Source organism: Nocardiopsis sp. iso_238 (genome assembly GCF_056173325.1).
In genome coordinates this window covers 2,251,800-2,274,824 of record NZ_CM149668.1, presented here as the reverse complement: position 1 = coordinate 2,274,824, position 23,025 = coordinate 2,251,800, and the positions used below count along the sequence as shown (strand labels likewise).

Genomic DNA, 23,025 nt, shown 5'->3' with positions numbered 1-23,025 from the left:
CCGCGCTCCCCCGAAGGACGGGGGGCGCGGCCACGATGAGGGTTCGGGCCCGGCGCGGTCAGCGCAGGGGCTCGGGGCCCTTGGTGCCCGAGGGGCTGCTGGTCGGGGGCGTGTCGTCCGCCGAGTAGTCGTTGTAGTGCGTGTCCGCCCCGGACCTGCGCAGTTCCTCCCGCAGCTGTTCGCGGGTCTGCTCGTCGTGCAGGAAGTCCAGCTCGGGTCGGCGCGGCAGCAGGCCGTCACCGGAGGAGCGGCCCATCGCGCGGCGGCGCAGCCACGGCACGAGGTACTGGCGGGCCCAGCGGCGGCCCTCCCTGCGACGCAGGATGCGGGGCAGCTGCTGGGGCGGGGTGGCCCACGGGTCGGTCCAGGACTCGGGCGGCCCCATGGGGTGTCCGAGCAGGTCGGCGACGCGCGCCGCGACGATCTGGTGTCCGGCGCCGTTGGGGTGCAGCCGGTCGTCGCTCCAGGCCCGGGGGTCGTTGAGGGCGTTGAGGGCCCACAGGTCGACGATCTCGGTTCCGGTGCGCTCGGCCACGGCCCGCATGTGCATGCTGAACACCGCGATCCGGCCCCGGTAGAGGCGCAGGACGGGGATCCATCCGGTGTCGTGGCCCGCCAGGATGACCACGCGGATGCCCGCGTCACGCAGCTGGCGCACGCCCCACTCGAACTTCTCGGCCAGCTCGTCGAGGTCGCCGCCGGGGCGGAGAACGTCGTTGCCGCCCGCGAGCACGGTGACCAGGTCGGGCTTCCACGCGAGGGTCTGTTCGAGCTGTTCGCCGAAGATGTGTTTCATCCGACGTCCTCGGACGCCGAGGTTGGCATAGCGGAAGTCCGGGGAGAGCGTGCCCAGGTGTTCCGCGAGGCGGTCCGCGAACCCCCGGTACTCACCGCCGGGACCGCTGTCGTCCAGCATCCCCTCTGTGATGCTGTCACCGATCGCCACGTAGGACCGGATGAGCTCCGGTCTGTCCGCGGGCGCAGCAGTGGGGGGATTCATCTCAAGGTCTGTCACGTCAACCAATCATCCGGATCGACCGTTCCTCGCCTGCCATGCGCCGGGGTGCGTGGGAACGGAAGTCTTGGCGGGTCGCGGTCTGCCGCTGGCCCGAATGTCCGAGCACCGTCGGCCCCGAGGTGAGCCGCGTCGCGGACACCCGGCCGAGGGGCGCTCGGGAGAGGACAGTGCCCGTCCAGCATACCCGCGACCGACGTCAGCGTGCCGGGCTCGCGCGTGGTGCTGGGGCACCTTGGGGACAACGCCCGGAGGGACCGAGAAGAGCCAGAAGTCCCTTATGAGGTAGATCACAACCCCTGGTGCCCTCTGGGGGCGAATCTCCTTGGTCACGGTGATCACACGCGGAGGTCACCTCCGGGTATCGGCCGCCCCGCTCCCCCCGGGACTACCCATGTGGGCCCGGGGCACGTACGATTCCGGGGAAGTGCTCACGGCACCCCTGTCCCTCGGCCCGCCGTGCCCCCACGCGGACGACCGAGTCGGTTCAAGATCCGTCCTCTCCCGGGTCAAGGGCGCGTACTGTGGTGCATCGAACCGAAGGCCCGTGCGGTTCCTCCCCAATTCACGTGCAGACACCAGGAGGTCGAGGTCCCCAGCGGATGAACGCCGTCTCTCCGATCTGCCTCGTCGACCTCGCGCCCGCCCTGCGGTGGTCGAGATCGCCGGACGTGGCACCCCTGCTCCACCACGACCGTCTCATCGACGGCTGGTGGCACTCGCTGCCCGTCACCCGTGTCCTGGACATCGCCGGTCCGCCCTGGCTGGCGAACGGCCTGGCGCGTCTCGCGGTCGAACACTGGGGGCACATCGCCCTCTCGGAGTTCCTGCCGAGCCTGCGCACCCAGCCGGTGGACTGCTCCGACCTGGCCGAACCGGTCCGGGGCGCGGTGTTCGAGACCGCCGGTGACTGGGACCGCCTCATCGCCTCGAGCCCCCAGGAGATGCACGAGTGGCGCCTGACGGGCTGCGGTGTCCTGGACATCGTGAGCACCGTCGCCTGGCGCGCCCTCCAGCCCTGCTGCGAGCTCCCCGGCGGACCCACCCCCTCCCCCGCGCTGATGACGGAGGCCGTGCGGACCATCGCGCACTGGCTCCCCGACTCCGCCCCCGAACACGTGCGCAGCGCGCTCGACTACCTGGAGAGCGCCACCGGAGCCGGTGGCGCGCCCGACCCGACCGACGGTTCCGGGGACTCCGCGAACCCACCGCAGACACCCGCCACCCGTGCGATCCGGACCCTGCGGGCCCTGCGCGCCCAGCGGGACCAGGAGCAACCCGTCGTCGAACAGCCCGCCGAACAGCGGCCCGCGCCCGTGGCGGAGGCCCCTGCGGCGGTCGGCGGCATGGTCAGCTCGGCGGCCATGATCCCGGGCTCGGCCCTGAGCACCGAGTCGGTGAGCGGCGAGGCGGCGGACACGGCGGCCAGCAGCGGTGTCGGGGACCTGCGTTCGCAGTTCCGCAGTTCGCTCCTGGGCCCCGGCCGGACGCTGCGCCGACCCAGCTTCAGCCGGACCAAGGCACCCGCACCCGAACGCGTCGAGGAGCCCCCGGCGCCCGTCCTGGGCCAGCACCCGTTGGTGGACCAGGTTGAGGAGATGTTCCGCTCCTGGCCCGAGCTGGAGCGGACGGTGGCCGCCGAACGGCTCTTCGCCACCGACCCGATCAGCATCCGGGTGCTCTCGGAGCAGATCTCGGTGGACGTGACCGAGATACGCGGAGCACAGCGCAAGGTGGAGGAACGCCTCCTGCGGTGGCTGGGCTCCCCCGAGGGCGCCGCCATCACCAGGCACCTGCGCGAACTCTCCGACCAGCTCGGTTCCGCGACCACCATCGACCGTCTCATCAACGCGCACCCGGACCACCCGGTGGACGTGCCCACGCTGCACACGCCGTTGTGGCGCGTGATCATCACGCTGTTCACCGACCGGCGCATGCACAACGGCTGGCTCATCGCGGACGACCCCAACAAACTGCGCTGGCAGACCCGTGAGCTGCTGGGCGACGGCCCCAACCTGACCGAGGCGGGCATCCGGCTGGGCCGGATCGGCATCCGTCCGCAGGAGCTCCGCGCCTGGCTGCTGAGCACCCCCGGAGTGAGCCTGCGCGACGGAAGCGTGTACGTGGACACCTCCGTCCCGATGGAGGCTCCCGGCGACGGCCACGCCACCGAGGAGTCCGGCGCCACCACCGAGAACGGCCTGCCGATCCGGCGCCGCCCCGACGGCCAGCCCGGCCCCGCCGAGCCCGCCGCCCACGGCACCGAACCGCTCCACCAGCACAGGCACGAACCCGAGCAGGGCGGGTTCGCGCCCGTCCCGCCGCCCGTACCGTTGGCCCCGCCACCGGTCCCGCCGGTCGCCCACCCGGCGCACCACGGCCCGGTCCGACCGGGGGCGAGCGACCCGGCCGCCTCGGCGCGCTGCTTCCGCGCCCCGGACGGTCGCTGGTGGCACCGCATCGACATCACGGCGGACCACCTCAACGGCGCTCCCGTGGCGGTGCCCACCGGCTACGCCACCCATCTGGGGTTGCAGCCCGGCCGTCTGCTGTGTCTCACGGCTCCCGGTGCGGACCTGCTGGTGCTGGTCTGGCGCGACCAGCCCGCCTTCGACTCCCTGCGTCCGCTGCTGCGCCGCCAGGCCGCCCAGCCGGGCGACCGCATGTTCATCACCGTCTCCGGTGACCGGCTGGACGCGCGCAAGCTGCCCGCAGGGGACCTCAGCGGGCATCCTCCGGCCGCACGCGCGCTGCACCTGATCGGCTACACCGCCCCGGCCGCCACGGAGGAGGCGCTCAGGATCCTGTCGCGCCGGATCACCGACCACGGCGACGAGTCGCTGGCCGACCCCCAGTCGCTGCTGGAGGCGCTGTCGCTGCGCGGCGACGAGGACATCGCGGGAGAGCTGCGCTCGGCCATGTTCGCCACGCACTAGGCACCGCACCAGGCGCCCGACCACTCGGAGGGGGCCGCACCGGACACGTTCCGGTGCGGCCCCCTCTTCCGTGCGCCCGGGGTTCGTTCCCGGGGGCGGGGTTCCGCATTGGATCGGAACGATGTAGGTTAGCCTTACCTAATTGATTTGAGGTGGTCCTCCTGCTGCCGTACCCGAACTCCCTCACGCCCTCCCCCGCCGAACACGCGCGCTCCGTCCTGTCCAGGCCCAACCCGGCCACGGTGACCAGTACCGACGTCTCCCTGCACCTGACCGGAGCCGTCTGCCACACCACCTTCCAGGGCGAGGTCACCCTGCTCGTCCCCGACCAGCACCGCGTGCTGGCCGAGATCGGTGAGGGCGTCCTGGAGGCCACCGTCGAGTTCACCGACACCGCCCCGGTGGACCTGCGCGACCCGACCCGCTCCCTGCTGTGGATCAGCGGCGAACTGCGCCTCCCCTCCCCTCGCGAGGCCCGCGACCGCGCGCTCGCCGCCCTGACCGACGACCCCGACGAGCGCCTGCTGGACCTGGGCCACGGGCGCACCCTGATCGTCATGGCCCCCCACCTGATCATCCACTCCGACCACGAGGGCTGCCACCTGCTGAACCCCGAGGAGTTCACCGACGCGGCGGCGGACCCCTTCGGCCGTTGGGAGGGCCCCTGGCTGCGCCACCTGGAGGACGACCACCCGGACGTGCTCTGGGCCCTGGTCAGCCGCTGCGGCGCCCCGCTCCCGCCGGGACGCCCCCGACCGCTCGGCGTGGACCGGCACGGCCTGCGGCTGCGGCTGGAGGGCCCGGACGGCGACCACGACGTCCGCATCCCCTTCAGAAGACCCGCCCGCACCCCGCACGACGTCGCCCACGAGGTCCAGGAGATGGCCGGATTCGACCGGCACCAGTGCTGACCCCGGACACACGAAGGGCCGGAACCCCGAAGGGTCCCGGCCCGTGCTCCGACGGAGTCGGATCAGACGTTGAAGCCCAGCATGCGCAGCTGGTCCCGCCCGTCGTCGGTGATCTTGTCCGGACCCCACGGCGGCATCCAGACCCAGTTGATCTTCACTTCGCGCTCGAACTCGTCCAGGGCGCTGTTGGCCTGGTCCTCGATCACGTCGGTGAGCGGGCAGGCCGCACTCGTCAGGGTCATGTCCAGGGTGATCGACTCGTCGTCGTGGTTCACCCCGTAGACCAGCCCCAGGTCGACGATGTTCACGCCGAGCTCGGGGTCGATCACGTCCTTGAGCGCCTCACCGATCTCCTCGGCCAGCGCCTCCTGCTCCGGGGAGCGCGGAGCGGCCTCGGGCTTCTCGGCGGTCTCGGTGTTCGTGGTCTCGTTGTCGCTCATTCAGGCGCCTTCCTTCTCCAAGGACTGCGACACCGCGTCCTTCCAGGCCATCCACCCCAGCAGGGCGCACTTGATCCGAGCCGGGTACTTGGACACGCCGACGAACGCCACGGCGTCCTCCAGCACGTCCTCGTCCGGCTCACCCTTGCCCTTGGACTGCATCAGCTCGGTGAACGCGTCCAGGGTCCGCATCCCCTCGGCGACGGTCCGGCCGATGAGCAGGTCGGTCAGCACCGAGGTGCTGGCCTGGCTGATCGAGCAGCCCATCCCCTCGTAGGAGACGTCGCTGACGACGGCCTCCTCGTCCAGTCCGGCACCGGAGGCAGGGGTCAGCGTCACCCGGAGCGTCACCTCGTCCCCACACGTGGGGTTGATGTGATGCGCCTCGGCGTTGTACGGATCGCGCAGCCCCTTGTGGTGCGGGTTCCGGTAGTGGTCCAGGATGATTTCCTGGTACATCGCGTCCAACTGCATGGTCAGGCAGAATCCTCGTACTAGTCCCGGGTTCCGAAGAACCTCTGGGCGGCCCCGATGGCCTCCACCAGCGCGTCCACGTCCTCCAGCGTGTTGTAGAGGTAGAAGGACGCGCGCGTGGTCGCGACGATACCGAGCTTGCGGTGCAGAGGCCAGGCACAGTGGTGACCGACCCTGACCTCGACGCCGCGGTCGTCCAGGACCTGGCCGAGGTCGTGCGGGTGGATGTCGTCCACCACGAACGACACGGCGCCGCCCCGGTCGACCGCCTCGGTCGGGCCCACGATCCGCACGCCCTCGATCGCGCCCACCCGCTTCAGCGCGTACGCGGTGAGCTCGTGCTCGTGCGCGGCGACCCGGTCCATGCCCACCTCGGAGAGGTAGTCACAGGCCGCGGCCAGGCCGACGGCCTGCGGGGCCATCGGCACACCGGCCTCGAAGCGCTGCGGCGGGTCCGCCCAGGTCGAGTGGCTCATGTGCACGACGCCGATCATCGAGCCGCCGCTGATGAAGGGCGGCATGGCCGCGAGCAGCTCCCGGCGTCCCCAGAGCACGCCGATCCCGTTGGGACCGAGCATCTTGTGCCCCGAGAAGGCCAGGAAGTCCACGTCGAGTTCGCGGACGTCCACCGGCATGTGCGGTACCGACTGGCAGGCGTCCAGCAGCACCAGCGCGCCGACCTCACGGGCCCGCGCGGTGATCGGGGCCACCGGGTTGACGGTCCCGAGCACGTTGGACTGGTGCGCGAACGCCACCAGCCTCGTGCGCTCGTTCACCAGTTCGTTCAGGTCCGACAGGTCCAGCCGGCCCTCGTCGGTCACCGGGAACCAGCGCAGCGTCGCGCCGGTGCGCTGGCAGAGCTGCTGCCAGGGCACCAGGTTGGCGTGGTGCTCCATCTCGGTCACGACGATCTCGTCGCCGGGGCCGACCTGGAAACGTCGCAGGTCCTCGTCGGCCGTGGCCGCGTTGCTCATCGCGTACGCGACCAGGTTCACCGCCTCGGTGGCGTTCTTGGTGAAGACCACCTCGTCGGCGTCGGCGCCGACGAACCTGGCGATCGTCTCCCGCGCCGACTCGTAGGCGTCGGTGGCCTCCTCCGCGAGCTGGTGCGCCCCACGGTGCACCGCCGCGTTGTGGCGTTCGTAGAACCCGCGCTCGGCGTCGAGCACCTGGCGCGGTTTCTGCGAGGTCGCCCCGGAGTCGAGGTACACCAGCGGACGCTCGTCACGGACGGTCCGGGAGAGGATCGGGAAGTCCTCCCGGATCGCCTTCGTGTCGAGCGGAGCCGTGTCGGGCTGACCGGGCTCGCGGAGGGTCATGGTTACGCGCCCGCCTTCACGAACCGCTCGTAGCCCTCGGCCTCGAGGACGTCGGCCAGCTCGGAACCGCCGGACTCGGCGATGCGGCCGCCGGAGAAGACGTGCACGAAGTCGGGCTGCACGTACTTCAGGATGCGGGTGTAGTGGGTGATCAGCATGACGCCGAGGTCGTTGCTCGCCTGGGCGCGGTTGATGCCCTCGGAGACGATCTTGAGCGCGTCGACGTCCAGGCCGGAGTCGGTCTCGTCCAGGATCGCGACCTTGGGCTTGAGCAGCTCCAGCTGGAGGATCTCGTGGCGCTTCTTCTCACCGCCGGAGAAGCCCTCGTTCACGCCGCGGGCGGCGAAGGACGAGTCGATGGACAGGTCCTTCATCGCGCCCTGGAGCTCCTTGGAGAACTGGCGGAGCTTGGGAGCCTCGCCGCGCACCGCGCTGACGGAGCTGCGCAGGAAGTTGGACATGGACACGCCCGGAACCTCGACCGGGTACTGCATGGCGAGGAAGACGCCGGCGCGGGCCCGCTCGTCCACCTCCATCTCGAGGATGTTCTCGCCGTCGAGGAGGACCTCGCCCTCGGTGATCTCGTAACGCGGGTGGCCCGCGATCGCGTAGGCGAGGGTGGACTTGCCGGAGCCGTTGGGGCCCATGATGGCGTGGGTCTCACCGGAGTTGATGGTGAGGTCAACGCCCTTGAGGATCTCCTGCCGCTCGTCCTCGTTGATGAGGACGTCGGCGCGCAGACCGCGGATTTCGAACTTCGTCATTTCAGGCCTCAGGAATTCTTGTCATCCAGCGACACGAGCACGTCGTCGCCGTCGATCTTCACGTCGTAGGTGGGGACCGGCTGGGTGGCGGGCGGGTTGACCGGCGCCCCCGAGCGCAGGTCGAAGCAGGAGCCGTGGAGCCAGCACTCGATGGTGCCGTCCTCGACCTCGCCCTCCGAGAGGCGGACCTCGGCGTGCGAGCACACGTCCCGCAGCGCGTAGACCTCACCCTCGGTGCGCACCAGCGCGATGGGGGTCTCGTCGTCGGTCTCGATCCCCAGGACACCTTCCTCGGGGATCTCGTCGAGTTCCGCGACCTTGACCCAACCGCCCTGCTCACTCATGTGCGGCAAGCTTTCGCTCAACCTTCTCCATGACGTGGTCGCGCAGGTCCTGGTCGTCGATGCGGTTGACGATGTCCAGGAAGTAGCCGCGGATGATGAGGCGGCGGGCCTCCTCCTCCGGGATACCGCGCGAACGCAGGTAGAAGAGGTGGATGTCGTCGAGCCGCCCGCTGGCGCTGGCGTGCCCGGCGCCCGCGACCTCACCGGTGAAGATCTCCAGGTTCGGCACGGAGTCCACACGGGTGTCGTCGGTGAGCTGGAGGTTCCGGTTGTTCTCGTACGAGTCCGTACCGGTGGTCCCCTCACCGATGATCACGTCACCGATCCAGACCGCGTGGGCGTCCTTGCCGCTCAGCGCGCCCTTGTAGTCCACCCGCGAGCGGGTGTTGGAGACGTTGTGGTCGATCAGCGAGCGGTGCTCGTGGTGCTGACCGTCACCGGCGAAGTAGAGCCCGTAGAGCTCGGCGTTGCCGCCGCGGTCGTCGTAGGACACGCGCGGGGACAGGCGGACCAGGTTCCCGCCGAGGGTGATGACGATCGACCGGAAGCTGGCGTCCTTGCCGACGCGCGCGTTGTGCTGGCTGACCTCGACGGCGTCGTCGTCCCACTCCTGGAGGGTGACCAGCGTGAGCTTGGCGCCCTCACCGACGTGGACGTCGAGGCTGCCCGCGCGGACACCGGTACCGGTGTTCGTGATGATCACGGTGGCCTCGGCCAGCGGCTTGACGTCGATCAGCAGCTGCTCGAAGGCGGTGCCGCCCAGACCCTTGCGGTCGATGGTGATCGCCTTGTCGGCGGCCAGCGACTGCGGAACGGTGACGACGGTGGCCTTCTCGAACGAGGTATAGGCCTGCGCGATCACGCGGTTGACGGGCAGACCCGCCTTGCCCAGACGCTCGTCGTCACGGCCGACCGTCTCGACGGTGACGCCCTCGGGGGCGTCCACGGAGACCTCGTCGGCCCCGTCGGCGGAACCCTTCCAGTCGTGCAGCCCCTTGAGGCGGCGCAGCGGGGTGAACCGCCACTCCTCCTCACGCCCGTTCGGGACGGGGAAGGCCTCCACGTCCTTGGAGCCGTGCGTGTCGAGCTTGGAGACAGGGATCTGTCCCAGCCCGTGGCTGTGCGCCTTGGGCTCAGTGTTCGCGGTCGTCAACTTATCCCACCGATCCTTCCATCTGGAGCTCGATCAGACGGTTGAGCTCCAGTGCGTACTCCATCGGGAGCTCCCGTGCGATGGGCTCCACGAAACCTCGGACGACCATGGCCATGGCCTCCTCCTCGCCCATCCCCCGGCTCATCAGGTAGAAGAGCTGGTCCTCGCTGACCTTGGAGACGGTGGCCTCGTGCGCGAGCTCGGTGTCGTCCTCGCGCAGGTCGTTGTAGGGGTAGGTGTCGGAACGGCTGATGGTGTCGATCAGCAGCGCGTCGCACTCCACCGAGGACTTGGCGAGGTGGGCGCCCTCCTGGACCTGGATCAGGCCTCGGTAGGAGGAGCGGCCGCCGCCGCGCGCCACCGACTTGGAGACGACCTTGGAGGAGGTGTTGGGCGCGCAGTGCACCATCTTGGCGCCGGTGTCCTGGTGCTGGCCCTCACCCGCGAAGGCGATCGAGAGGGTCTCACCCTTGGCGTGCTCGCCCATCAGGTAGACGGCCGGGTACTTCATGGTGACCTGGGAGCCGATGTTGCCGTCGACCCACTCCATGGTCGCGCCCTCTTCGGCGATGGCGCGCTTGGTCACCAGGTTGAAGACGTTGTTCGACCAGTTCTGGATGGTCGTGTAACGGCAGCGGGCGTTCTTCTTGACGATGATCTCGACGACCGCGGAGTGCAGCGAGTCCGACTTGTAGATCGGCGCGGTGCAGCCCTCGACGTAGTGGACGTAGGCGCCCTCGTCGACGATGATCAGCGTCCGCTCGAACTGGCCCATGTTCTCGGTGTTGATCCGGAAGTAGGCCTGGAGCGGGATCTCCACGTGCACGTTCTTGGGCACGTAGATGAACGACCCGCCGCTCCACACGGCGGTGTTCAGCGCGGCGAACTTGTTGTCACCGGCCGGGATGACGGAGCCGAAGTACTCCTCGAAGATCTCCGGGTGCTCCTTGAGGGCGGTGTCGGTGTCCAGGAAGACGACACCCTGCTCCTCCAGGTCCTCGCGGATCTGGTGGTAGACGACCTCGGACTCGTACTGGGCGGCGACACCGGCGACCAGGCGCTGCTTCTCGGCCTCGGGGATGCCCAGCCTGTCGTACGTGTTCTTGATGTCCTCGGGCAGGTCCTCCCAGGAGGTGGCCTGCTTCTCCGTGGACCGCACGAAGTACTTGATGTTGTCGAAGTCGATCTTGGACAGGTCCGCGCCCCAGTCGGGCATGGGCTTCTTGTCGAAGAGCTTCAGCGACTTGAGGCGGAGCTTGGTCATCCACTCCGGCTCGCTCTTCTTGTCCGAGATGTCCCGGACGACCTCTTCGTTCAGGCCACGACGGGCCGAGGCTCCGGCCACGTCGGAGTCGGCCCAGCCGTACTCATATGTTCCGAGCCCTTCGAGCTCGGGGTGCGCGACAGAAGTCATGCGCGGACTCCTCCTGGACTCAGACGTCCCTCTGGTGAACTGAGCCGCCCGCCCGCTGGCGGATGGCCTTCTTGGACGCGGGGGTGCCGTCCTCCCCGCTCGCCCCGTCCCCCCGTGGGGTGACGTGCGTGGTGCACACACCGTCGCCGTGGGCGATGGTGGCCAACCTGCGCACCGGGGTGCCCAGTAGCCGCGCGAAGGCCTCGATCTCGGCCTCACAGAGCTGCGGGAACTCGGCGGCCACGTGCGCGACGGGGCAGTGGTGTTGGCACAGTTGGTCGCCGCCACCCGGCGCGGGCGCCTGGCCCGAGGTGGCGGCGTAGCCGTCGTTGGAGAGCGCTTCGGCCAGCAGCCGGACCCTTTGTTCCTGGGGAACGGCGTCCAACAGGGGCTTGTAGCGCTGCTCCAGGTCAGCGACCTGACTCCGGGCGAACTCGCCCACCGCCTCGGGACCGGAGGTCCGCGCCAGGAAGCGCAGGGCGTTGGAGGCGAGGTCGTCGTAGGCGTGGACGAAGGCGTCACGCCCGGCTTCGGTGATGGCGAAGACGCGGGCGGGACGGCCCCGGCGACGACGGCCGTGTGTGGGCCGCGCGTCACGGGCCTCGACCATGCCCTCGACGGTCAGGTTGTCGAGGTGGCGGCGGATGGCCGCCGGGGTGAGCCCGAGCCGTTCCCCCAGTGCGGAGGCGGTGATCGGACCCTTCTCCAGGATGAGCCGGGCGACACGGGCGCGGGTCCCGTGGTCGGGGCCGCTCAGGGGTCGGGGCGCACCGGGTGTACCGGACAGGTCCGACACAGTGTTCCCCTCCCGCTCGTCGCTCGGCTCTCGGTTTAGACAACATCAGTGTGGCTTAAATAAGTCCACCTAGGCAAACCCGGCTTCATGCGCTTGATCACGAAGGTCAGGCTTGCCTAATCTGCGAGTTCACGCGGTGGTCACACACGGACACCCTTTTCGGGCGCCTCACAGCCGAGCCGATTTCCCAATCCGCGAGACCGCAGTATCACCATCCGACCATTCACATGGTCGGAACGGTGAGGGAGCCTGGCGAGAGACCCGCGCCAGCGGACGCCCGCCTCCTCTGGCGACACGACCGCCACCCGGGCACAACCAGGAACCACGCGTCATTCTTCCACCACCCGCACCAAAAACACCTCCGTGTTCCGGCTGTCCGAAGTGGGACGTTCGGTCCGCTCCCGAACTCGGTCAGCTCTCCGAAAGGCGGGGTGGTGAAGCGCGGAGCCCCGACGCACGTAAACTCAGGCCCCATGGACACACCCGCCGTCGAGGTCGTCGACCTGGTCAAGCGCTACGGCGCCACCACGGCCGTCACCGGCCTCACGTTCACCGCGCGCCGCGGCGCGGTGACCGCCCTGCTCGGCCCCAACGGCGCGGGCAAGACCAGCACCATCGAGATCTGCGAGGGCTTCCGCCACGCGGACGGCGGGAAGGTGCGGGTCCTGGGGCTCGACCCGGTCGCCGACGCGACGGCCCTCAAGCCCCGCGTGGGCGTGATGCCCCAGTCCGGCGGGGTGCCCACCGGGGCCCGCGCCGCCGAGTGGCTGCGGCTGATGGCCTCCTTCCACGCCAGCCCGGTCGACCCCGACCTCCTCCTGGAGCGCCTGGGGCTGACCTCCGTCTCCGGTACTCCCTTCCGCCGCCTGTCCGGCGGCCAGCAGCAGCGCCTCTCCCTGGCGTGCGCCGTGGTCGGCCGTCCGGAGCTGGTCTTCCTGGACGAGCCCACCGCCGGGCTCGACCCGCAGGCGCGCATGGCCACCTGGGACCTGGTCTCGGCGCTGCGCGAGGCCGGCGTCGCGGTGATCCTGACCACGCACTACATGGAGGAGGCCGAGCGGCTGGCCGACCATGTGGTCATCATCGACCGGGGCTCGGTGGTCACCGAGGGCACCCCGGCCGAGCTGACCCAGGGACGGCGCGAGGTGCGTTTCTCCACCTCCGAGCCGGTGGACGCGGGGGCGCTGGAGGCGGCCCTGCCCCCCGGCGGCCGTGTGAGCGCCACCGACACCGGCGGTCGGCAGGAGTACTCCGTGGCCACCGACGACCCCGACGACCTGGGCCCGGAGTTCCTGGCCGCGGTCACCGCCTGGTGCGCCTCCTCCGGTGTCCTCGCGGAGGACCTGCGCGTTCGTCGGCGTACCCTCGAAGACGTCTTCCTCGAAACCACAGGCCGGGAACTGCGCGACTGATGACCGAGCACACCTCCGGGACGGCCGCGTCGGCCGTCACCGACGCCCCGAAGCCCGCCCTCGACGCGAGCCTGTTCACCCCGGCTCCCGGCGCCGCCCCGATGTGGCGGATGATCGCCGCCCAGGCCGGGATGGAACTGCGGGTCATGCTGCGCCACGGCGAGCAGTTCCTGCTGACCATGGTCATCCCCGTGCTGCTGTTGGTGGGGTTCAGCCTGGTCGACGTCCTCGACGTGGGCGAGGGGGCGCGCGTGGACGCGCTGACCCCCGGGGTCCTGGCCCTGGCGATCATGTCCACGTCCTTCACCGGCCTGGCCATCGGAACCGGGTTCGAGCGCCGCTACGGGGTGCTCAAACGCCTGGGCGCCACCCCGCTGTCGCGGTTCGGGCTGCTGGCCGCCAAGACCATCGCCGTGCTCGGCGTGCAGGCCATCCAGATCACCGTCCTCTGCGTGGTGGCGCTGTTCCTGGGCTGGTCGCCGTCGCTGGAGCCCGTGGGCGTGCTGGCCGTGCTCGCGCTGGTGCTGCTGGCCACGGCCGCCTTCAGCTCCCTGGCCCTGCTGATGGCGGGCACGCTGCGCGCGGAGGCGACGCTGGCCGGGGCCAACCTGGTGTACGTGCTGATGCTGGGTCTGGGCGGGGTCCTGTTCCCCACGAGCAGCTTCCCCGGCCCGATGGAACAGGCCGTGTCGGTCCTGCCGATCACCGCGCTCGGCTCCGGTCTGCGCGCCGTGCTCACCGACGGTTCCCTTCCCGGGCTGGGCGCCTTCGCCGTGCTGGCCGCGTGGACGCTGGTCGCCGGCTTCCTGGCGTCCCGGCTGTTCCGCTGGGAGTAGTGTGCCGGTCCGGTCCCCGTCACGGAGGGTCGGCGCCCTAGGGTGTCGGTCATGACCTTCGACATCGACGCGGTGACCGCGATCCTCCGCGAGACCGCGGCGTCCACGATCCTGCCCCGCTTCGGGGCGCTGTCCGAGGACGAGGTGTCGGAGAAGTCGCCCGGCGAGCTCGTCACCGTGGCCGACCGTGAGGCCGAGGTGCTGATCGGTCGCAGGCTCCGCGATCTGGTCGACGCGCCGGTCGTGGGCGAGGAGGCGACCTCCGCCGACCCCGCGCTGGTCGCCGCGCTGAGCAAGGAGCCCTCCGCCTGGGTCGTCGATCCGGTCGACGGCACCCGCAACTTCGCCAAGGGGGACGACAGGTTCGCCGTGATGGCCGCGCTGGTCCGGGAGGGACGGGCCGTGGCCTCCTGGATCCTGCGACCGACCGAGGACACCGTCCACGCGGCCGAACTCGGCTCGGGGGCCTGGCGCGACGGGACACGGCTGCACCGCACGCCCTCCCCCGCCGACCCGGCCGACCTGCGTGGCATGGTCCAACGCCGCTTCCTCGCCCCGGAGGAGCGCGAGCGCGTGGACGCGGCGGCACCGGGGTTCGCCCGCGTGGGCGGCGGCTCCGGCTGCGCGGGGGTGGACTACCCGCGTCTTCTGGCGGGTGAGCTGGACTTCATGATGTTCGCCGACCCCCAGCCCTGGGACCACACGCCCGGGGGCCTGATCCTCGCGGAGGCGGGCGGGGTGAGCCTCCGTCCGGAGGGCACCCCGTACCGCCCCGACGAGGAAGGACGGTTCCTGCTCACCGCCGCCGACGAGCGGACGTGGCGGACCGCCCGGTCACTCCTCCTGGCTCCCTGATCCGGGCCCGCCCCGCGAACCCGGCGAGCAGCACGGCACCGGACACGGTGACCAGTACGGCGCCGACCAGCGGATAGCCCGCTCCCGGCGGGGCCACGGCGAGGAACAGGCCCACGGTCGCCGCCCCCGCCGAGGCACCCGCGTTGTGGGCGGTGTTCACCCAGTTCCCGGCACGGGTGCGGTACCCGGCCGCGACCGACTCGTCAGCGAGCAGGTACGCGGTGGTGATGATCGGCGCGCAGCACACGCCGACCACGAACAGCAGCGCCACCAGCGCGGGAACCCCCGGCACCAGCGCGGCCGCCGCGACACCGCCGCCCAGGGCCAGGCCGAGCAGGGCCAGCCGGGTCCGGGTCCCGGCACGCCAGGAGAGGGCTCCGTAGGCCAGACCTCCGAGCGCGCTCCCGGCGGCCTGGGCGGACTCCACCAGGACGACGGCTCCGACCACTCCCCGCTGCTCCGCGAACGCGACGTTGAGCAGGGCGGCCGCGCCCAGGGTGAGCCCGGTGGCGGCGGAGACCGCGACGGCGGAGAGGAAGCCTCCGCGCGCCGTGAGGTGCGGTGTGGCCGGTGCGGGCCGGTCGGTATCGCTCCCTCCCGCCACCGTGGGCCGGGCGGCGTGCCGGGCGCGGGCGACCGGCGAGGTCACCAGGCCCGCGGTCCCCACCACGATCAGGGCCGCGCCCAGAGTAAGACCGGCCGAGGGCGGTCCGACCCACATCAGGGCGCCCAGGAGCAGCGGACCGGCGATGAAGATCAGCTCCTCGGCGACGGTGTCGAGGCTGTAGGCCCGTTGGAGCAGCGCCCTGTCGGAGACCAGGTGGCTCCAGAGGGCGCGGGTGACCGGGCCGAGCGGGGGCGCGCAGGCCCCGGCGACCGAGGTCAGCGCGGCGAGGAGCCCGAGGTGCCCGCCCGGGCTCCAGGAGGCGGCGGCCAGTCCCAGCAGGGCCGACCCGTGGAGCGCGGCCATCGGGAGGAGGGCGCGCAGCGGCCCGTGCCGGTCGACGAGTGAGGCCCGCAGCGGCGACAGGACGGTGGCGGTGAGGCCGAACAGGGCGCCGACCAGCCCGACGTCGGTGTGGGACCCGGTGGTGTGGACGACGGACAGGACCAGGGACAGCGAGACCAGCCCGTACGACAGGCGACCCAGGAGGGCGGGGACGAGGAAGCGGGAGACCCCCGTGACGCGCAGAACGGCACGGTAGGTCGGCGCCCGGTGGGGCGGGGTCATGGATGTTCTCCGTCAGGGACGGGCGGCGCGCCGGGCGCCGCGAGGTGCGTGGACGCCGAGGGACCACGGGGCTCGGCCGTGGTCGGGGCGTCGGTCTACGCACGGGGGGAGAACATGCTCACGAGGGTAGCAAGCGGGGGCCGGTCGTCGTTCCGGCGGGCGCCCGCCCCGTCATCCCTCGATCGGGAGGAGGCGCCACTTCTGGTGGGCGTGGCCGCCGTCCTCGCCCTGGGCGACCAGGGTGCCGTTGTCCGGGGCGCCGCCCTGCCCCTCCAGCGCCTGGCCGGTGGCGCGGTTGAGCAGACGGATCTCCCCCTCGCCGCTCTCGACCACACGCCACTGCTGGTTGTGCTCACCGGTCCGTGTGAGCAGCGCCGAACCGGGCTGGGCCGCCTCGTCGGCGGGGATCTCCAGCAGCTTGCCGCTGCCCACGCCGACGATCTCGTAGAAGTCGTCCTCCACGTGCGTGAACCGCCACTGCTGGTGGGGCTGGTCGTGGCGGTCCCACAGGTGGACGGGGGCACCGTTCTCCGCGGATCCGCCCGCCACGTCCATGACGCGGTCCCCGTGCACGCTCTGGAGGACGTAGACCAGTTCGGGGTCGAGGCCCGCCGGATGGGTGACCTCTTCCTCCTCTTCCTCCTCCTCGGGCTCCTCCTCGTCCTCGGGGGCGTCCGAGGGCTCGACGAGGATGCCCGAGGCCACGGACATCTCCTCGGGCTCGTCGCCCTCGGCGACGTACATCCCCGCGACGTAGCCGCCGAGCCCGACCGCCAGGACCAGGGCCAGGGCACCGGCGACGACCGGCCACCGGGGTACGTACGACTCCTGGGGGACGGCTCGCTGGGCACTGCGTCGGGAGGACATGGCGGGGACTCTCCTGCGGGAACGGGGCCACCCGTGGTCTCCACGGGCTCGGACCATTTCACACCACTGGGGCACTCGACGCACGTTCGGGCCACCTGGGCACTCTCGCCCCTTTCCTCCTGGTCCGAGACGGCGGCGGGCGCGGGGGCCCTCGATAGGGTGACCGACCATGGAAGCCATCGGAATCCCCTGGTTCATCATGGTCCGCCACCTGGGACCGCCCCTGTTCCTGCTCGTGGTGGGTGGCGCGCTCCTCGTGTGGCGGCGGCCCGCCCGTGCCGGGTTGGTCTGGGCCGCGCTCACCGTGAACCTGGTGGCGGCCGCGCTTCCGTTCCTGTGGATCGGGGTCCAGATCCTCACCGGGCGGGGCGACCTCACGGTGATCGGGCTGGTGATGACGCTGCTGCAACCGGGCACGGTGGTCGTGGCCTGGTTGCTGCTCCTGCTGGCGCTGGTGGGCCGCCCCGGGGCCGGAGGCTCGGCCGTTGTCCGTGGGAACGGGGGGAGCCGTGCGGCGGAGAGGGCGCCGCAAAACGTAGGATGACTCAACATGAGTTCCCGGAGCGGCTCCACGAGCCTCCTCTCCCCCAGCGCCGCGCTGGGGTCCCTGCCCCCGGTGTGGCTGGTCATGGTCAGCATCGTCTCGGTGCAGACCGGCGCGGGCGTGGCCAAAAACCTGTTCGAGGTCCTTCCGCCCGCCGCCGTGGTGTGGCTGCGGCTGCTCACCTCGGCGGTACTCCTGTGCCTGCTGGTCCGGCCCGCCCTGAAGGCGCGCAGCCGCACCGACTGGATGGTGGTGATCGGCTACGGCGTCGCCCTGGCCTCGATGAACTACTTCATCTACCAGGCCTTCGCGCGCATCCCGCTGGGCATCGCGGTCACCATCGAGTACCTGGGCCCGCTGGCCATCGCCATCCTGGGCTCACGCCGCCGCGTGGACCTGCTGTGGGCGGGCCTGGCCGGGTTGGGCGTGGCCGCGCTAGGCGTCGAGTTCCGTGAGCTCGACCCGGTGGGTGTGCTGTTCGCGGTGCTGGCCGCCTTCGCGTGGGCGGGCTACATCCTGCTGAGCGCCGCCACGGGGCAGCGGTTCAGCGGCGCCTCGGGACTGGCCATCGCCAGCGTGGTGGGCGTGATCGTGCTGGCGCCGGTCGGGATCGTCGAGGGCGGCGCGGCCCTGCTGGACTGGCGCCTGCTGCTGATCGGTCTGGCCGTGGGCGTGCTCTCGTCCGTGGTGCCCTACACGCTGGAGCTGAACGCGCTGCGCCGCATGCCGCCGAGGGTGTTCGGGGTGCTGATGAGCCTCCAGCCCGCGGCCGCGGCCCTGGTGGGGCTCGTGCTGCTAGGCGAGCTGCTGACCGTCTGGCAGTGGCTGGCGGTGGGTTGCGTGATCGCCGCGAGCGCGGGCGCGACCCGGACCTCGGCCAATCGCGAGGCGCGGGAGCGGACGGAGCGTGACCAGACCAACACGGATACGAGCGGGGACAACTAGAGGCCAAGGCCGTGCGCCCGCGTCCATGGGACGGAAGATCACTGCCACGGATCAGGCAAACCTCGCCCTGTCGGGAGTTTCCGCCGGGGTGCGACCGGCAATTCTTGCCTCTGGGACGGCCGACCCATTCCTGAGCACTCGCACTCAAAAGGGGACACCTATGCGTATCGCCGCCAAGCTCGCCCTGACCGCGTTCTTCTCCGCCAGCCTCCTCGGGCTGGGCGCCGGGGCCGCTTCCGCGGAGTCTTCCTCGGTCTACCACCAGTGTGTCCAGGAGCAGCAGCAGCTCGGTCTGCTGAACCTCAACCTGGACCTGCTGAACCAGTGCATCGCCCAGAACAGCCACAACAAGTAGTGGATCAACAGGCCTGACCCACGATCCCGACGGCGGGGGTCCCGGAGCACGCTCCGGGACCCCCGTCCGCGTGCGGACCGCCGCACGGGCACCGCCGATCCGAGGGTGCCCCGAAGCGCGGAGCGCGAACCCCGCGTTCCCCACTGGGCACCCGGCGCAGCGCGTCGCGGCCCAGCGGGAGGGAGGGCCACTCATCGTGACGGCGGCTCCGACACCGCCGCCGAAGCGTCCCCGAAACAGCACCTAGGGACGGACCACTCGGCTGGCCGACTCCGGTGGCGGGGTCTGCGAGCGGTGGGAGCGTCCCAGTTCGGTTCCCAGACCGAAGTAGTGCCGGAAGTTGTAGACCAGCGGGTTCCAGCGGGCGGGATCGATGTGATGGGTTCCGGGCAGCACGATGTCCTCCTCCGCGTGGACGCGGACCACCTCGGCCTCGACGATGACATGGTCGCCGGAGTCGTCCGAGCGCGCGTGACGGACCCTCGCCTCCAGTTGCAGGGGGCACTGCGCCACACGCGGCGGGCCGACCAGGTCCGCCTCCATGGGAGTCAGCCCGGCCGCGCCGAACTTGTCCGCCTCGAAGCGGCAGCCCGGCGGCTTCCCCTCAGGGACGGGATCGCGACCGGTCAGGGGCGCCAGCCGTTCCACGTGCTCCCACAGGTCGGCGGAGGGCAGGTTCACGACCAGTTCCGGGCGCTCCCCGAGGTTTCGGGCGGTCTGCCCGGTGGAGCCGAGGCCCAGGGCGAGCAGCATGCCCAGGGCCCACACGGAGGAGACGGGAGCCAGGTTGGCCGATCCGTCGTCGTTGAGGGTGGACACGAGGGCCACGGGAGTACCGAAGTACAGGATGCTGGGTTCGATCCTCAGGTGGGTCCCGGAGGTGTCCGACGGGTTCTCGACGGTGTCAGTGGTCATGTGCCGTGACACTAGTAACCGATCACTTCGGTGCTGGCCGAAACGTCAGAGGGGACAATGGACCCATGGAAACCGAGCGGGTCGCCCCAGGATTGGCGAAGGTCGCGGGCCTACTGGCCGACCCGACCAGGGCCGGGTTCTGTCTGGCCCTGCTGGACGGGCGGGCCTGGACCGCCGGGGAACTGGCCCGCCACGCCGGGGTCGCGGCCTCCACGTCGACCGAGCACCTCAACGCCCTCGTGGCGGGTGGACTCCTGGTCCAGGAACGGCAGGGGCGCCATCGCTACGTGCGTATGGCCTCTGCCGAGGTCGCCGAACTGGTCGAACGCCTGGCCGTGCTGGGGCCGCGACCGGCTCCTCCCGCGCCCTCCCTGAGGGCGCGTTCCCGCCAGCGGCGCCTGGCGCTCGCACGCACCTGCTACGACCACCTGGCTGGTCGGCTGGGCGTACTGGTCACCGAGGCGATGGTCGAGCGCGGCCTGCTGACTGAGCGCGGCGGCCTGGCGCTGACCCCGGCCGGAGAGCGCTGGAGCACGGAACTGGGGCTCGTGATCGCCCCGAGCACCCGGCGTCCAGCCGTGCGAGCCTGCCTGGACTGGACGGAGCGCCGCTCCCATCTCGCGGGCGCCCTGGGCGCCGCGTTCTGCTCCCACGCGTTCACCTGCGGATGGATCGTTCGCACAGGAACACCCCGCGCCGTCGAGGTGACTGGGGAGGGCATGGAGGCGTTCGGGTCACTGCTCGGTGCCAGGACCGATGAGCTGCGCGTCCCCTGAGGCCCTCGGCCACTCGAACCGGTGGGCGAGGCCGGATCCGGGCCGCTCGGAGCCGGGCCGGTGTGCAGTGGGCCTCGCGGGCTGGAGGGTCGTCCCCCGCCTGAGCGTCGCCACGGACGTGACCGAGCACACGCGGCCGCACGAGCCGACGCACACAGCCCGGAAGGCCTCGACGCACCGGGTTTTCGCAGGCCAACACACAGACGGAGGGCGCCTCACTCCCCTCCGAGGGATGTACTACAGTCTGTCGTATGTTTGCATCCCCGGCCTCCGCGGCGACGGCCCTCAACACGATCCCCCCGCTCGCGGCGGACGGACTGGAGGACATCGTCCTCCTCGGAGTCCCCCTCTGGGGCTGGCAGATCGCCGTGGCCGCCCTCGGCGTCCTCGCGCTGGTCCTGCTGGCCCGGACCATCTGGAACCCCACCCAGAAGTCGCTCCGCGCCTGGGCCTTGGGCAACATCGTCGTCAACGCCGGGATCGCCGTCACCGGTGCGACGGTGCGGGTGACGTCCTCGGGCCTGGGATGCTCCGAGTGGCCCAAGTGCACGCCCGACAGCTTCGTGCCCATCGACACCGGGCACGCCGCCCTCAACGCCGCCATCGAGTTCGGCAACCGGACCCTCACCTTCGTGGTGCTGGCGGTCGCCGTGATCACCCTCGTCGCGGTGCTGCGCATGGCCCCGCGCCGCCGCGACCTGGTCCGGCTGGCCGCGATCATCCCGTTCGGTGTCCTGGGACAGGGCGTGGTCGGCGGCATCACCGTCTGGACCGACCTGCACCCGGCCGCGGTGGCCACCCACTTCCTGCTGTCCATGGTGATGGTCTTCGTCACGGTGGCGCTGTACGTGCGCTGCCAGGAGCCCGAGGGGCGCCCCCGGCTGGCCGTGGGCCCGATGCTGCACACGGTGAGCATAGGCCTGGTCGTGGTCGGGTTCCTGCTGCTGATCGCCGGAACCGTGGTCACCGGCACCGGCCCGCACGGCGGCGACGCCGTGGCCCCGCGCTGGGACCTGGACCTGCCCGCCGTCACCCGGGTGCACTCGGTGCTGGGCTGGCTGACCCTCATGGGCAGCGTTCTGGCCACCGTGATCGCCTTCCGCAGCGGCGCCTCCCGCATCGCCCGGACGAGCAGCGTGGGCCTGCTGGTGATCGTGCTGCTCCAGGGGGTCCTGGGCTACACCCAGTACGCCCTGGAGCTGCCCGAGGGACTGGTGGTGCTGCACGTGCTGGGCTCCGCGCTCACCTGGGTGGCCGTCTCCCGCCTGTACTTCGCCACCACGCGCCTGGTCCCCGAGGAGGTCACCGCGGAGGCTGACCGTGCCGGGGAACGTAGTTCCGCTGTGTCTGCGGGGTAGTCGGCTGCTGGGTCCGCGCCTGGGCGATGACGTGTGCGAAGTCCGCCCGGCGGAGGAACCCCGAGTCGGTGGGGTTCTCCGCCCAGCCGGGGGTCACCGGCTGGGGGACGCGCCCGAGGAAGGTGTCGCGGGCCACGTGCATCAGCGCGAGGAACGAGTCCCGGTTGACCTTCCAGTCGTCACGGGGCAGTCCCGCGTCGAGCTTCTGGTGCAGCAGGGCCAGCTCGGTGGCGGCCAGCTGGTAGTCCTTCATCGCGGCGCGGCCCCGGGTTCCCGCGTTGCGCGCGGCCCACTCGCGGGCCCGGCGTCTGGCGGTCATCGAACTGAGCATCGTGATGTCGGCCGGGGTGACCAGGCCCGTGGAGATGTAGGGCGGCAGGTAGCGGTCGATCGCCGCGACCTGGCCGCGCCGGTCGTGGGCGGCGATCGCGAGGATGCCGAGCAGGAACACGAAGAGCACCAGGTAGGCCACGCCCAGACCGGTCCAGCCGAAGTAGGTCGAACCGTTCCACATTCCGTGCAGCAGCACCGCCGTCACCCATCCGCCGATCGGCGCGAGGAACCGGAACCGGCCGGTGCGCATGGCCGCGTAGGCCACGCCCAGACCGATCATCGCGGTGTAGACGGGGTGCCCGAACGGCGCGATGAGGCCCCGGATGGCGAAGGTGGCGACGAGGGTGTCGTCGAAGAAGGCACTGAGGAAGTACAGGATGTTCTCGGTGAAGGCGAACCCCGTCGCCACCATCCCGGCGTAGACCACGCCGTCCGTGAAGGTGTCGATCTCGTTGCGGCGCCGCCACAGAAGGATGAGCAGGACCATGCCCTTGGCGCTCTCCTCCACCACGGGGGCCACCAGTGACGTGCTGAGGAAGTCGGCCACACCCTCACCGAACACCGGCGTGGTGAGGTAGGTCAGCCCCCAGCTGTTGAGCAGGAAGGACGCCACGACCGCGACTCCGGCGCCCCACGCGAACGCGAAGAACAGCACCCAGCCGGGTTCGGGTTCGAGCCGGTCGAGCATGAGGATGAGCGGCACGAGGATGGTCACCGGGATGATCGCGGCGACCAGGCTGACCAGGAACCCGGTGGCACCGTCGATCCCCGCCGCGGCTCCCCCGGCCATCGCCAGCAACCACAGGTACGTGAGCATGCCGATCATGCACACCACGCTGACGGTGGTGCCCAGGATGAGGGTCATCGAGTACCGGGAGCGGCGTCCTTGCAGGATCGCCCTGCTGTCGAGTCGGGGCATGGGCACAGATCGTAGCGGGTCAGCGGCCATGAGGCGGGGTCGGAGCCACGACGGTCGCGACCCGCGGGCCGCCCCCGATCCCGTGCCCGGGAGCGGCTGGGTACGAGAGGATC

23 protein-coding genes are annotated in these 23,025 nt (G+C 71.0%); 10 read left to right on the top strand and 13 right to left on the bottom strand.

What is annotated here, in order from left to right:
- Positions 1–58: 58 nt before the first annotated feature.
- Positions 59–1,000 (bottom strand): SGNH/GDSL hydrolase family protein, encoded by a 942-nt coding sequence (locus AC0VYL_RS10095; protein WP_475462228.1) that lies wholly within the window; start codon positions 998–1,000, stop codon positions 59–61.
- A gap of 617 nt (positions 1,001–1,617) precedes the next feature.
- On the opposite strand from AC0VYL_RS10095, the gene AC0VYL_RS10090 reads away from it, so the two are divergent.
- Complete coding sequence (locus AC0VYL_RS10090; RefSeq protein WP_475482954.1) at positions 1,618–3,951, top strand: hypothetical protein; 2,334 nt, start codon at positions 1,618–1,620, stop codon at positions 3,949–3,951.
- 152 nt (positions 3,952–4,103) lie between these two features.
- Positions 4,104–4,862, top strand: a complete 759-nt coding sequence (locus AC0VYL_RS10085) for a DUF2470 domain-containing protein (RefSeq protein WP_475482953.1) — start codon at positions 4,104–4,106, stop codon at positions 4,860–4,862.
- Positions 4,863–4,924: 62 nt separating this feature from the next.
- On the opposite strand, the gene AC0VYL_RS10080 is transcribed toward AC0VYL_RS10085, so the two are convergent.
- From AC0VYL_RS10080 to AC0VYL_RS10045, 8 genes are read right to left on the bottom strand one after another with little or no spacing between them, the layout of a single operon-like run.
- A complete protein-coding gene (locus tag AC0VYL_RS10080; RefSeq protein ID WP_378739282.1) occupies positions 4,925–5,302 on the bottom strand; it encodes a metal-sulfur cluster assembly factor in 378 nt (125 codons plus the stop codon).
- Positions 5,303–5,776, bottom strand: a complete 474-nt coding sequence (gene sufU / locus AC0VYL_RS10075; protein ID WP_475461638.1) for a Fe-S cluster assembly sulfur transfer protein SufU — start codon at positions 5,774–5,776, stop codon at positions 5,303–5,305.
- 20 nt (positions 5,777–5,796) lie between these two features.
- Entirely contained in the window at positions 5,797–7,095 is a 1,299-nt protein-coding gene (locus AC0VYL_RS10070) for a cysteine desulfurase (RefSeq protein WP_475482952.1), read from the bottom strand.
- Between the two features lie 2 nt (positions 7,096–7,097).
- Complete coding sequence (sufC, locus tag AC0VYL_RS10065) at positions 7,098–7,859, bottom strand: Fe-S cluster assembly ATPase SufC (protein WP_475461633.1); 762 nt, start codon at positions 7,857–7,859, stop codon at positions 7,098–7,100.
- 8 nt (positions 7,860–7,867) lie between these two features.
- Positions 7,868–8,203 (bottom strand): non-heme iron oxygenase ferredoxin subunit, encoded by a 336-nt coding sequence (locus AC0VYL_RS10060; protein WP_475461630.1) that lies wholly within the window; start codon positions 8,201–8,203, stop codon positions 7,868–7,870.
- A complete protein-coding gene (gene sufD, locus AC0VYL_RS10055) occupies positions 8,196–9,356 on the bottom strand; it encodes a Fe-S cluster assembly protein SufD (RefSeq protein ID WP_475461628.1) in 1,161 nt (386 codons plus the stop codon). Before sufD ends, AC0VYL_RS10060 begins: the two co-directional genes overlap by 8 nt.
- A 1-nt stretch (position 9,357) precedes the next feature.
- Complete coding sequence (sufB, locus tag AC0VYL_RS10050; RefSeq protein ID WP_475461625.1) at positions 9,358–10,770, bottom strand: Fe-S cluster assembly protein SufB; 1,413 nt, start codon at positions 10,768–10,770, stop codon at positions 9,358–9,360.
- A gap of 19 nt (positions 10,771–10,789) precedes the next feature.
- The gene (locus AC0VYL_RS10045; RefSeq protein ID WP_475461622.1) at positions 10,790–11,566 is read right to left on the bottom strand and encodes a helix-turn-helix transcriptional regulator; all 777 of its coding nucleotides are present in this window, start codon (positions 11,564–11,566) and stop codon (positions 10,790–10,792) included.
- Positions 11,567–12,039: 473 nt separating this feature from the next.
- Here AC0VYL_RS10045 and AC0VYL_RS10040 point away from each other — a divergent pair, with 473 nt between their 5' ends.
- The 3 genes from AC0VYL_RS10040 to AC0VYL_RS10030 are packed head-to-tail and all read left to right on the top strand — an operon-like array spanning position 12,040 to position 14,669.
- Entirely contained in the window at positions 12,040–12,978 is a 939-nt protein-coding gene (locus AC0VYL_RS10040) for an ABC transporter ATP-binding protein (protein ID WP_475461620.1), read from the top strand.
- On the top strand, positions 12,978–13,814 hold the full coding sequence (locus AC0VYL_RS10035; RefSeq protein WP_475461617.1) for an ABC transporter permease: 837 nt from the start codon (positions 12,978–12,980) through the stop codon (positions 13,812–13,814). Before AC0VYL_RS10040 ends, AC0VYL_RS10035 begins: the two co-directional genes overlap by 1 nt.
- Before the next feature lie 51 nt (positions 13,815–13,865).
- Entirely contained in the window at positions 13,866–14,669 is an 804-nt protein-coding gene (locus AC0VYL_RS10030; RefSeq protein ID WP_475482951.1) for an inositol monophosphatase family protein, read from the top strand.
- Here the strand turns inward: AC0VYL_RS10030 and AC0VYL_RS10025 are convergent.
- Positions 14,611–15,900: an MFS transporter gene (locus tag AC0VYL_RS10025; protein ID WP_475482950.1), complete on the bottom strand. Its 1,290-nt coding sequence runs from the start codon at positions 15,898–15,900 to the stop codon at positions 14,611–14,613. The genes AC0VYL_RS10030 and AC0VYL_RS10025 overlap by 59 nt on opposite strands.
- 171 nt (positions 15,901–16,071) lie before the next feature.
- Entirely contained in the window at positions 16,072–16,767 is a 696-nt protein-coding gene (locus AC0VYL_RS10020; RefSeq protein WP_475461608.1) for an RICIN domain-containing protein, read from the bottom strand.
- A gap of 169 nt (positions 16,768–16,936) precedes the next feature.
- On the opposite strand from AC0VYL_RS10020, the gene AC0VYL_RS10015 reads away from it, so the two are divergent.
- The 3 genes from AC0VYL_RS10015 (at position 16,937) to AC0VYL_RS10005 (ending at position 18,611) form a co-directional block, all read left to right on the top strand.
- Positions 16,937–17,311 carry a hypothetical protein gene (locus AC0VYL_RS10015; RefSeq protein WP_475482949.1) on the top strand — a complete coding sequence of 125 codons (375 nt, stop codon included), beginning with the start codon at positions 16,937–16,939 and terminating at the stop codon, positions 17,309–17,311.
- A gap of 6 nt (positions 17,312–17,317) precedes the next feature.
- Positions 17,318–18,256 carry an EamA family transporter gene (locus AC0VYL_RS10010; protein WP_475461604.1) on the top strand — a complete coding sequence of 313 codons (939 nt, stop codon included), beginning with the start codon at positions 17,318–17,320 and terminating at the stop codon, positions 18,254–18,256.
- Positions 18,257–18,416: 160 nt separating this feature from the next.
- Positions 18,417–18,611: a hypothetical protein gene (locus AC0VYL_RS10005; RefSeq protein ID WP_017545115.1), complete on the top strand. Its 195-nt coding sequence runs from the start codon at positions 18,417–18,419 to the stop codon at positions 18,609–18,611.
- A 243-nt stretch (positions 18,612–18,854) separates the two neighbouring features.
- Here AC0VYL_RS10005 and AC0VYL_RS10000 read toward each other — a convergent pair whose 3' ends face one another.
- Positions 18,855–19,526, bottom strand: coding sequence for a flavin reductase family protein (locus AC0VYL_RS10000; protein ID WP_475482948.1), 672 nt, complete (start codon positions 19,524–19,526; stop codon positions 18,855–18,857).
- 65 nt (positions 19,527–19,591) lie between these two features.
- On the opposite strand from AC0VYL_RS10000, the gene AC0VYL_RS09995 reads away from it, so the two are divergent.
- Together AC0VYL_RS09995 and AC0VYL_RS09990 are read left to right on the top strand one after the other, a co-directional pair.
- Entirely contained in the window at positions 19,592–20,302 is a 711-nt protein-coding gene (locus AC0VYL_RS09995; protein WP_475482947.1) for an ArsR/SmtB family transcription factor, read from the top strand.
- A gap of 251 nt (positions 20,303–20,553) precedes the next feature.
- Entirely contained in the window at positions 20,554–21,660 is a 1,107-nt protein-coding gene (locus AC0VYL_RS09990) for a COX15/CtaA family protein (RefSeq protein WP_475482946.1), read from the top strand.
- Here the strand turns inward: AC0VYL_RS09990 and AC0VYL_RS09985 are convergent.
- The gene (locus tag AC0VYL_RS09985) at positions 21,605–22,912 is read right to left on the bottom strand and encodes a PrsW family intramembrane metalloprotease (protein ID WP_475461594.1); all 1,308 of its coding nucleotides are present in this window, start codon (positions 22,910–22,912) and stop codon (positions 21,605–21,607) included. The two genes, AC0VYL_RS09990 and AC0VYL_RS09985, sit on opposite strands and share 56 nt — an antisense overlap.
- Positions 22,913–23,025 lie beyond the last annotated feature (113 nt).

Excerpts from the sequence above, each read along its gene's own strand:
- AC0VYL_RS10095 (WP_475462228.1), bottom strand. The coding sequence starts at position 1,000 with ATGAATCCCCCCACTGCTGCGCCCGCGGACAGACCGGAGCTCATCCGG.
- AC0VYL_RS10090 (WP_475482954.1), top strand. The coding sequence starts at position 1,618 with ATGAACGCCGTCTCTCCGATCTGCCTCGTCGACCTCGCGCCCGCCCTG.
- AC0VYL_RS10080 (WP_378739282.1), bottom strand. The coding sequence starts at position 5,302 with ATGAGCGACAACGAGACCACGAACACCGAGACCGCCGAGAAGCCCGAG.
- sufU (WP_475461638.1), bottom strand. The coding sequence starts at position 5,776 with ATGCAGTTGGACGCGATGTACCAGGAAATCATCCTGGACCACTACCGG.
- AC0VYL_RS10070 (WP_475482952.1), bottom strand. The coding sequence starts at position 7,095 with ATGACCCTCCGCGAGCCCGGTCAGCCCGACACGGCTCCGCTCGACACG.
- sufC (WP_475461633.1), bottom strand. The coding sequence starts at position 7,859 with ATGACGAAGTTCGAAATCCGCGGTCTGCGCGCCGACGTCCTCATCAAC.
- AC0VYL_RS10060 (WP_475461630.1), bottom strand. The coding sequence starts at position 8,203 with ATGAGTGAGCAGGGCGGTTGGGTCAAGGTCGCGGAACTCGACGAGATC.
- sufB (WP_475461625.1), bottom strand. The coding sequence starts at position 10,770 with ATGACTTCTGTCGCGCACCCCGAGCTCGAAGGGCTCGGAACATATGAG.
- AC0VYL_RS10040 (WP_475461620.1), top strand. The coding sequence starts at position 12,040 with ATGGACACACCCGCCGTCGAGGTCGTCGACCTGGTCAAGCGCTACGGC.
- AC0VYL_RS10035 (WP_475461617.1), top strand. The coding sequence starts at position 12,978 with ATGACCGAGCACACCTCCGGGACGGCCGCGTCGGCCGTCACCGACGCC.
- AC0VYL_RS10030 (WP_475482951.1), top strand. The coding sequence starts at position 13,866 with ATGACCTTCGACATCGACGCGGTGACCGCGATCCTCCGCGAGACCGCG.
- AC0VYL_RS10025 (WP_475482950.1), bottom strand. The coding sequence starts at position 15,900 with ATGACCCCGCCCCACCGGGCGCCGACCTACCGTGCCGTTCTGCGCGTC.
- AC0VYL_RS10020 (WP_475461608.1), bottom strand. The coding sequence starts at position 16,767 with ATGTCCTCCCGACGCAGTGCCCAGCGAGCCGTCCCCCAGGAGTCGTAC.
- AC0VYL_RS10015 (WP_475482949.1), top strand. The coding sequence starts at position 16,937 with ATGGAAGCCATCGGAATCCCCTGGTTCATCATGGTCCGCCACCTGGGA.
- AC0VYL_RS10010 (WP_475461604.1), top strand. The coding sequence starts at position 17,318 with ATGAGTTCCCGGAGCGGCTCCACGAGCCTCCTCTCCCCCAGCGCCGCG.
- AC0VYL_RS10005 (WP_017545115.1), top strand. The coding sequence starts at position 18,417 with ATGCGTATCGCCGCCAAGCTCGCCCTGACCGCGTTCTTCTCCGCCAGC.
- AC0VYL_RS10000 (WP_475482948.1), bottom strand. The coding sequence starts at position 19,526 with ATGACCACTGACACCGTCGAGAACCCGTCGGACACCTCCGGGACCCAC.
- AC0VYL_RS09995 (WP_475482947.1), top strand. The coding sequence starts at position 19,592 with ATGGAAACCGAGCGGGTCGCCCCAGGATTGGCGAAGGTCGCGGGCCTA.
- AC0VYL_RS09990 (WP_475482946.1), top strand. The coding sequence starts at position 20,554 with ATGTTTGCATCCCCGGCCTCCGCGGCGACGGCCCTCAACACGATCCCC.
- AC0VYL_RS09985 (WP_475461594.1), bottom strand. The coding sequence starts at position 22,912 with ATGCCCCGACTCGACAGCAGGGCGATCCTGCAAGGACGCCGCTCCCGG.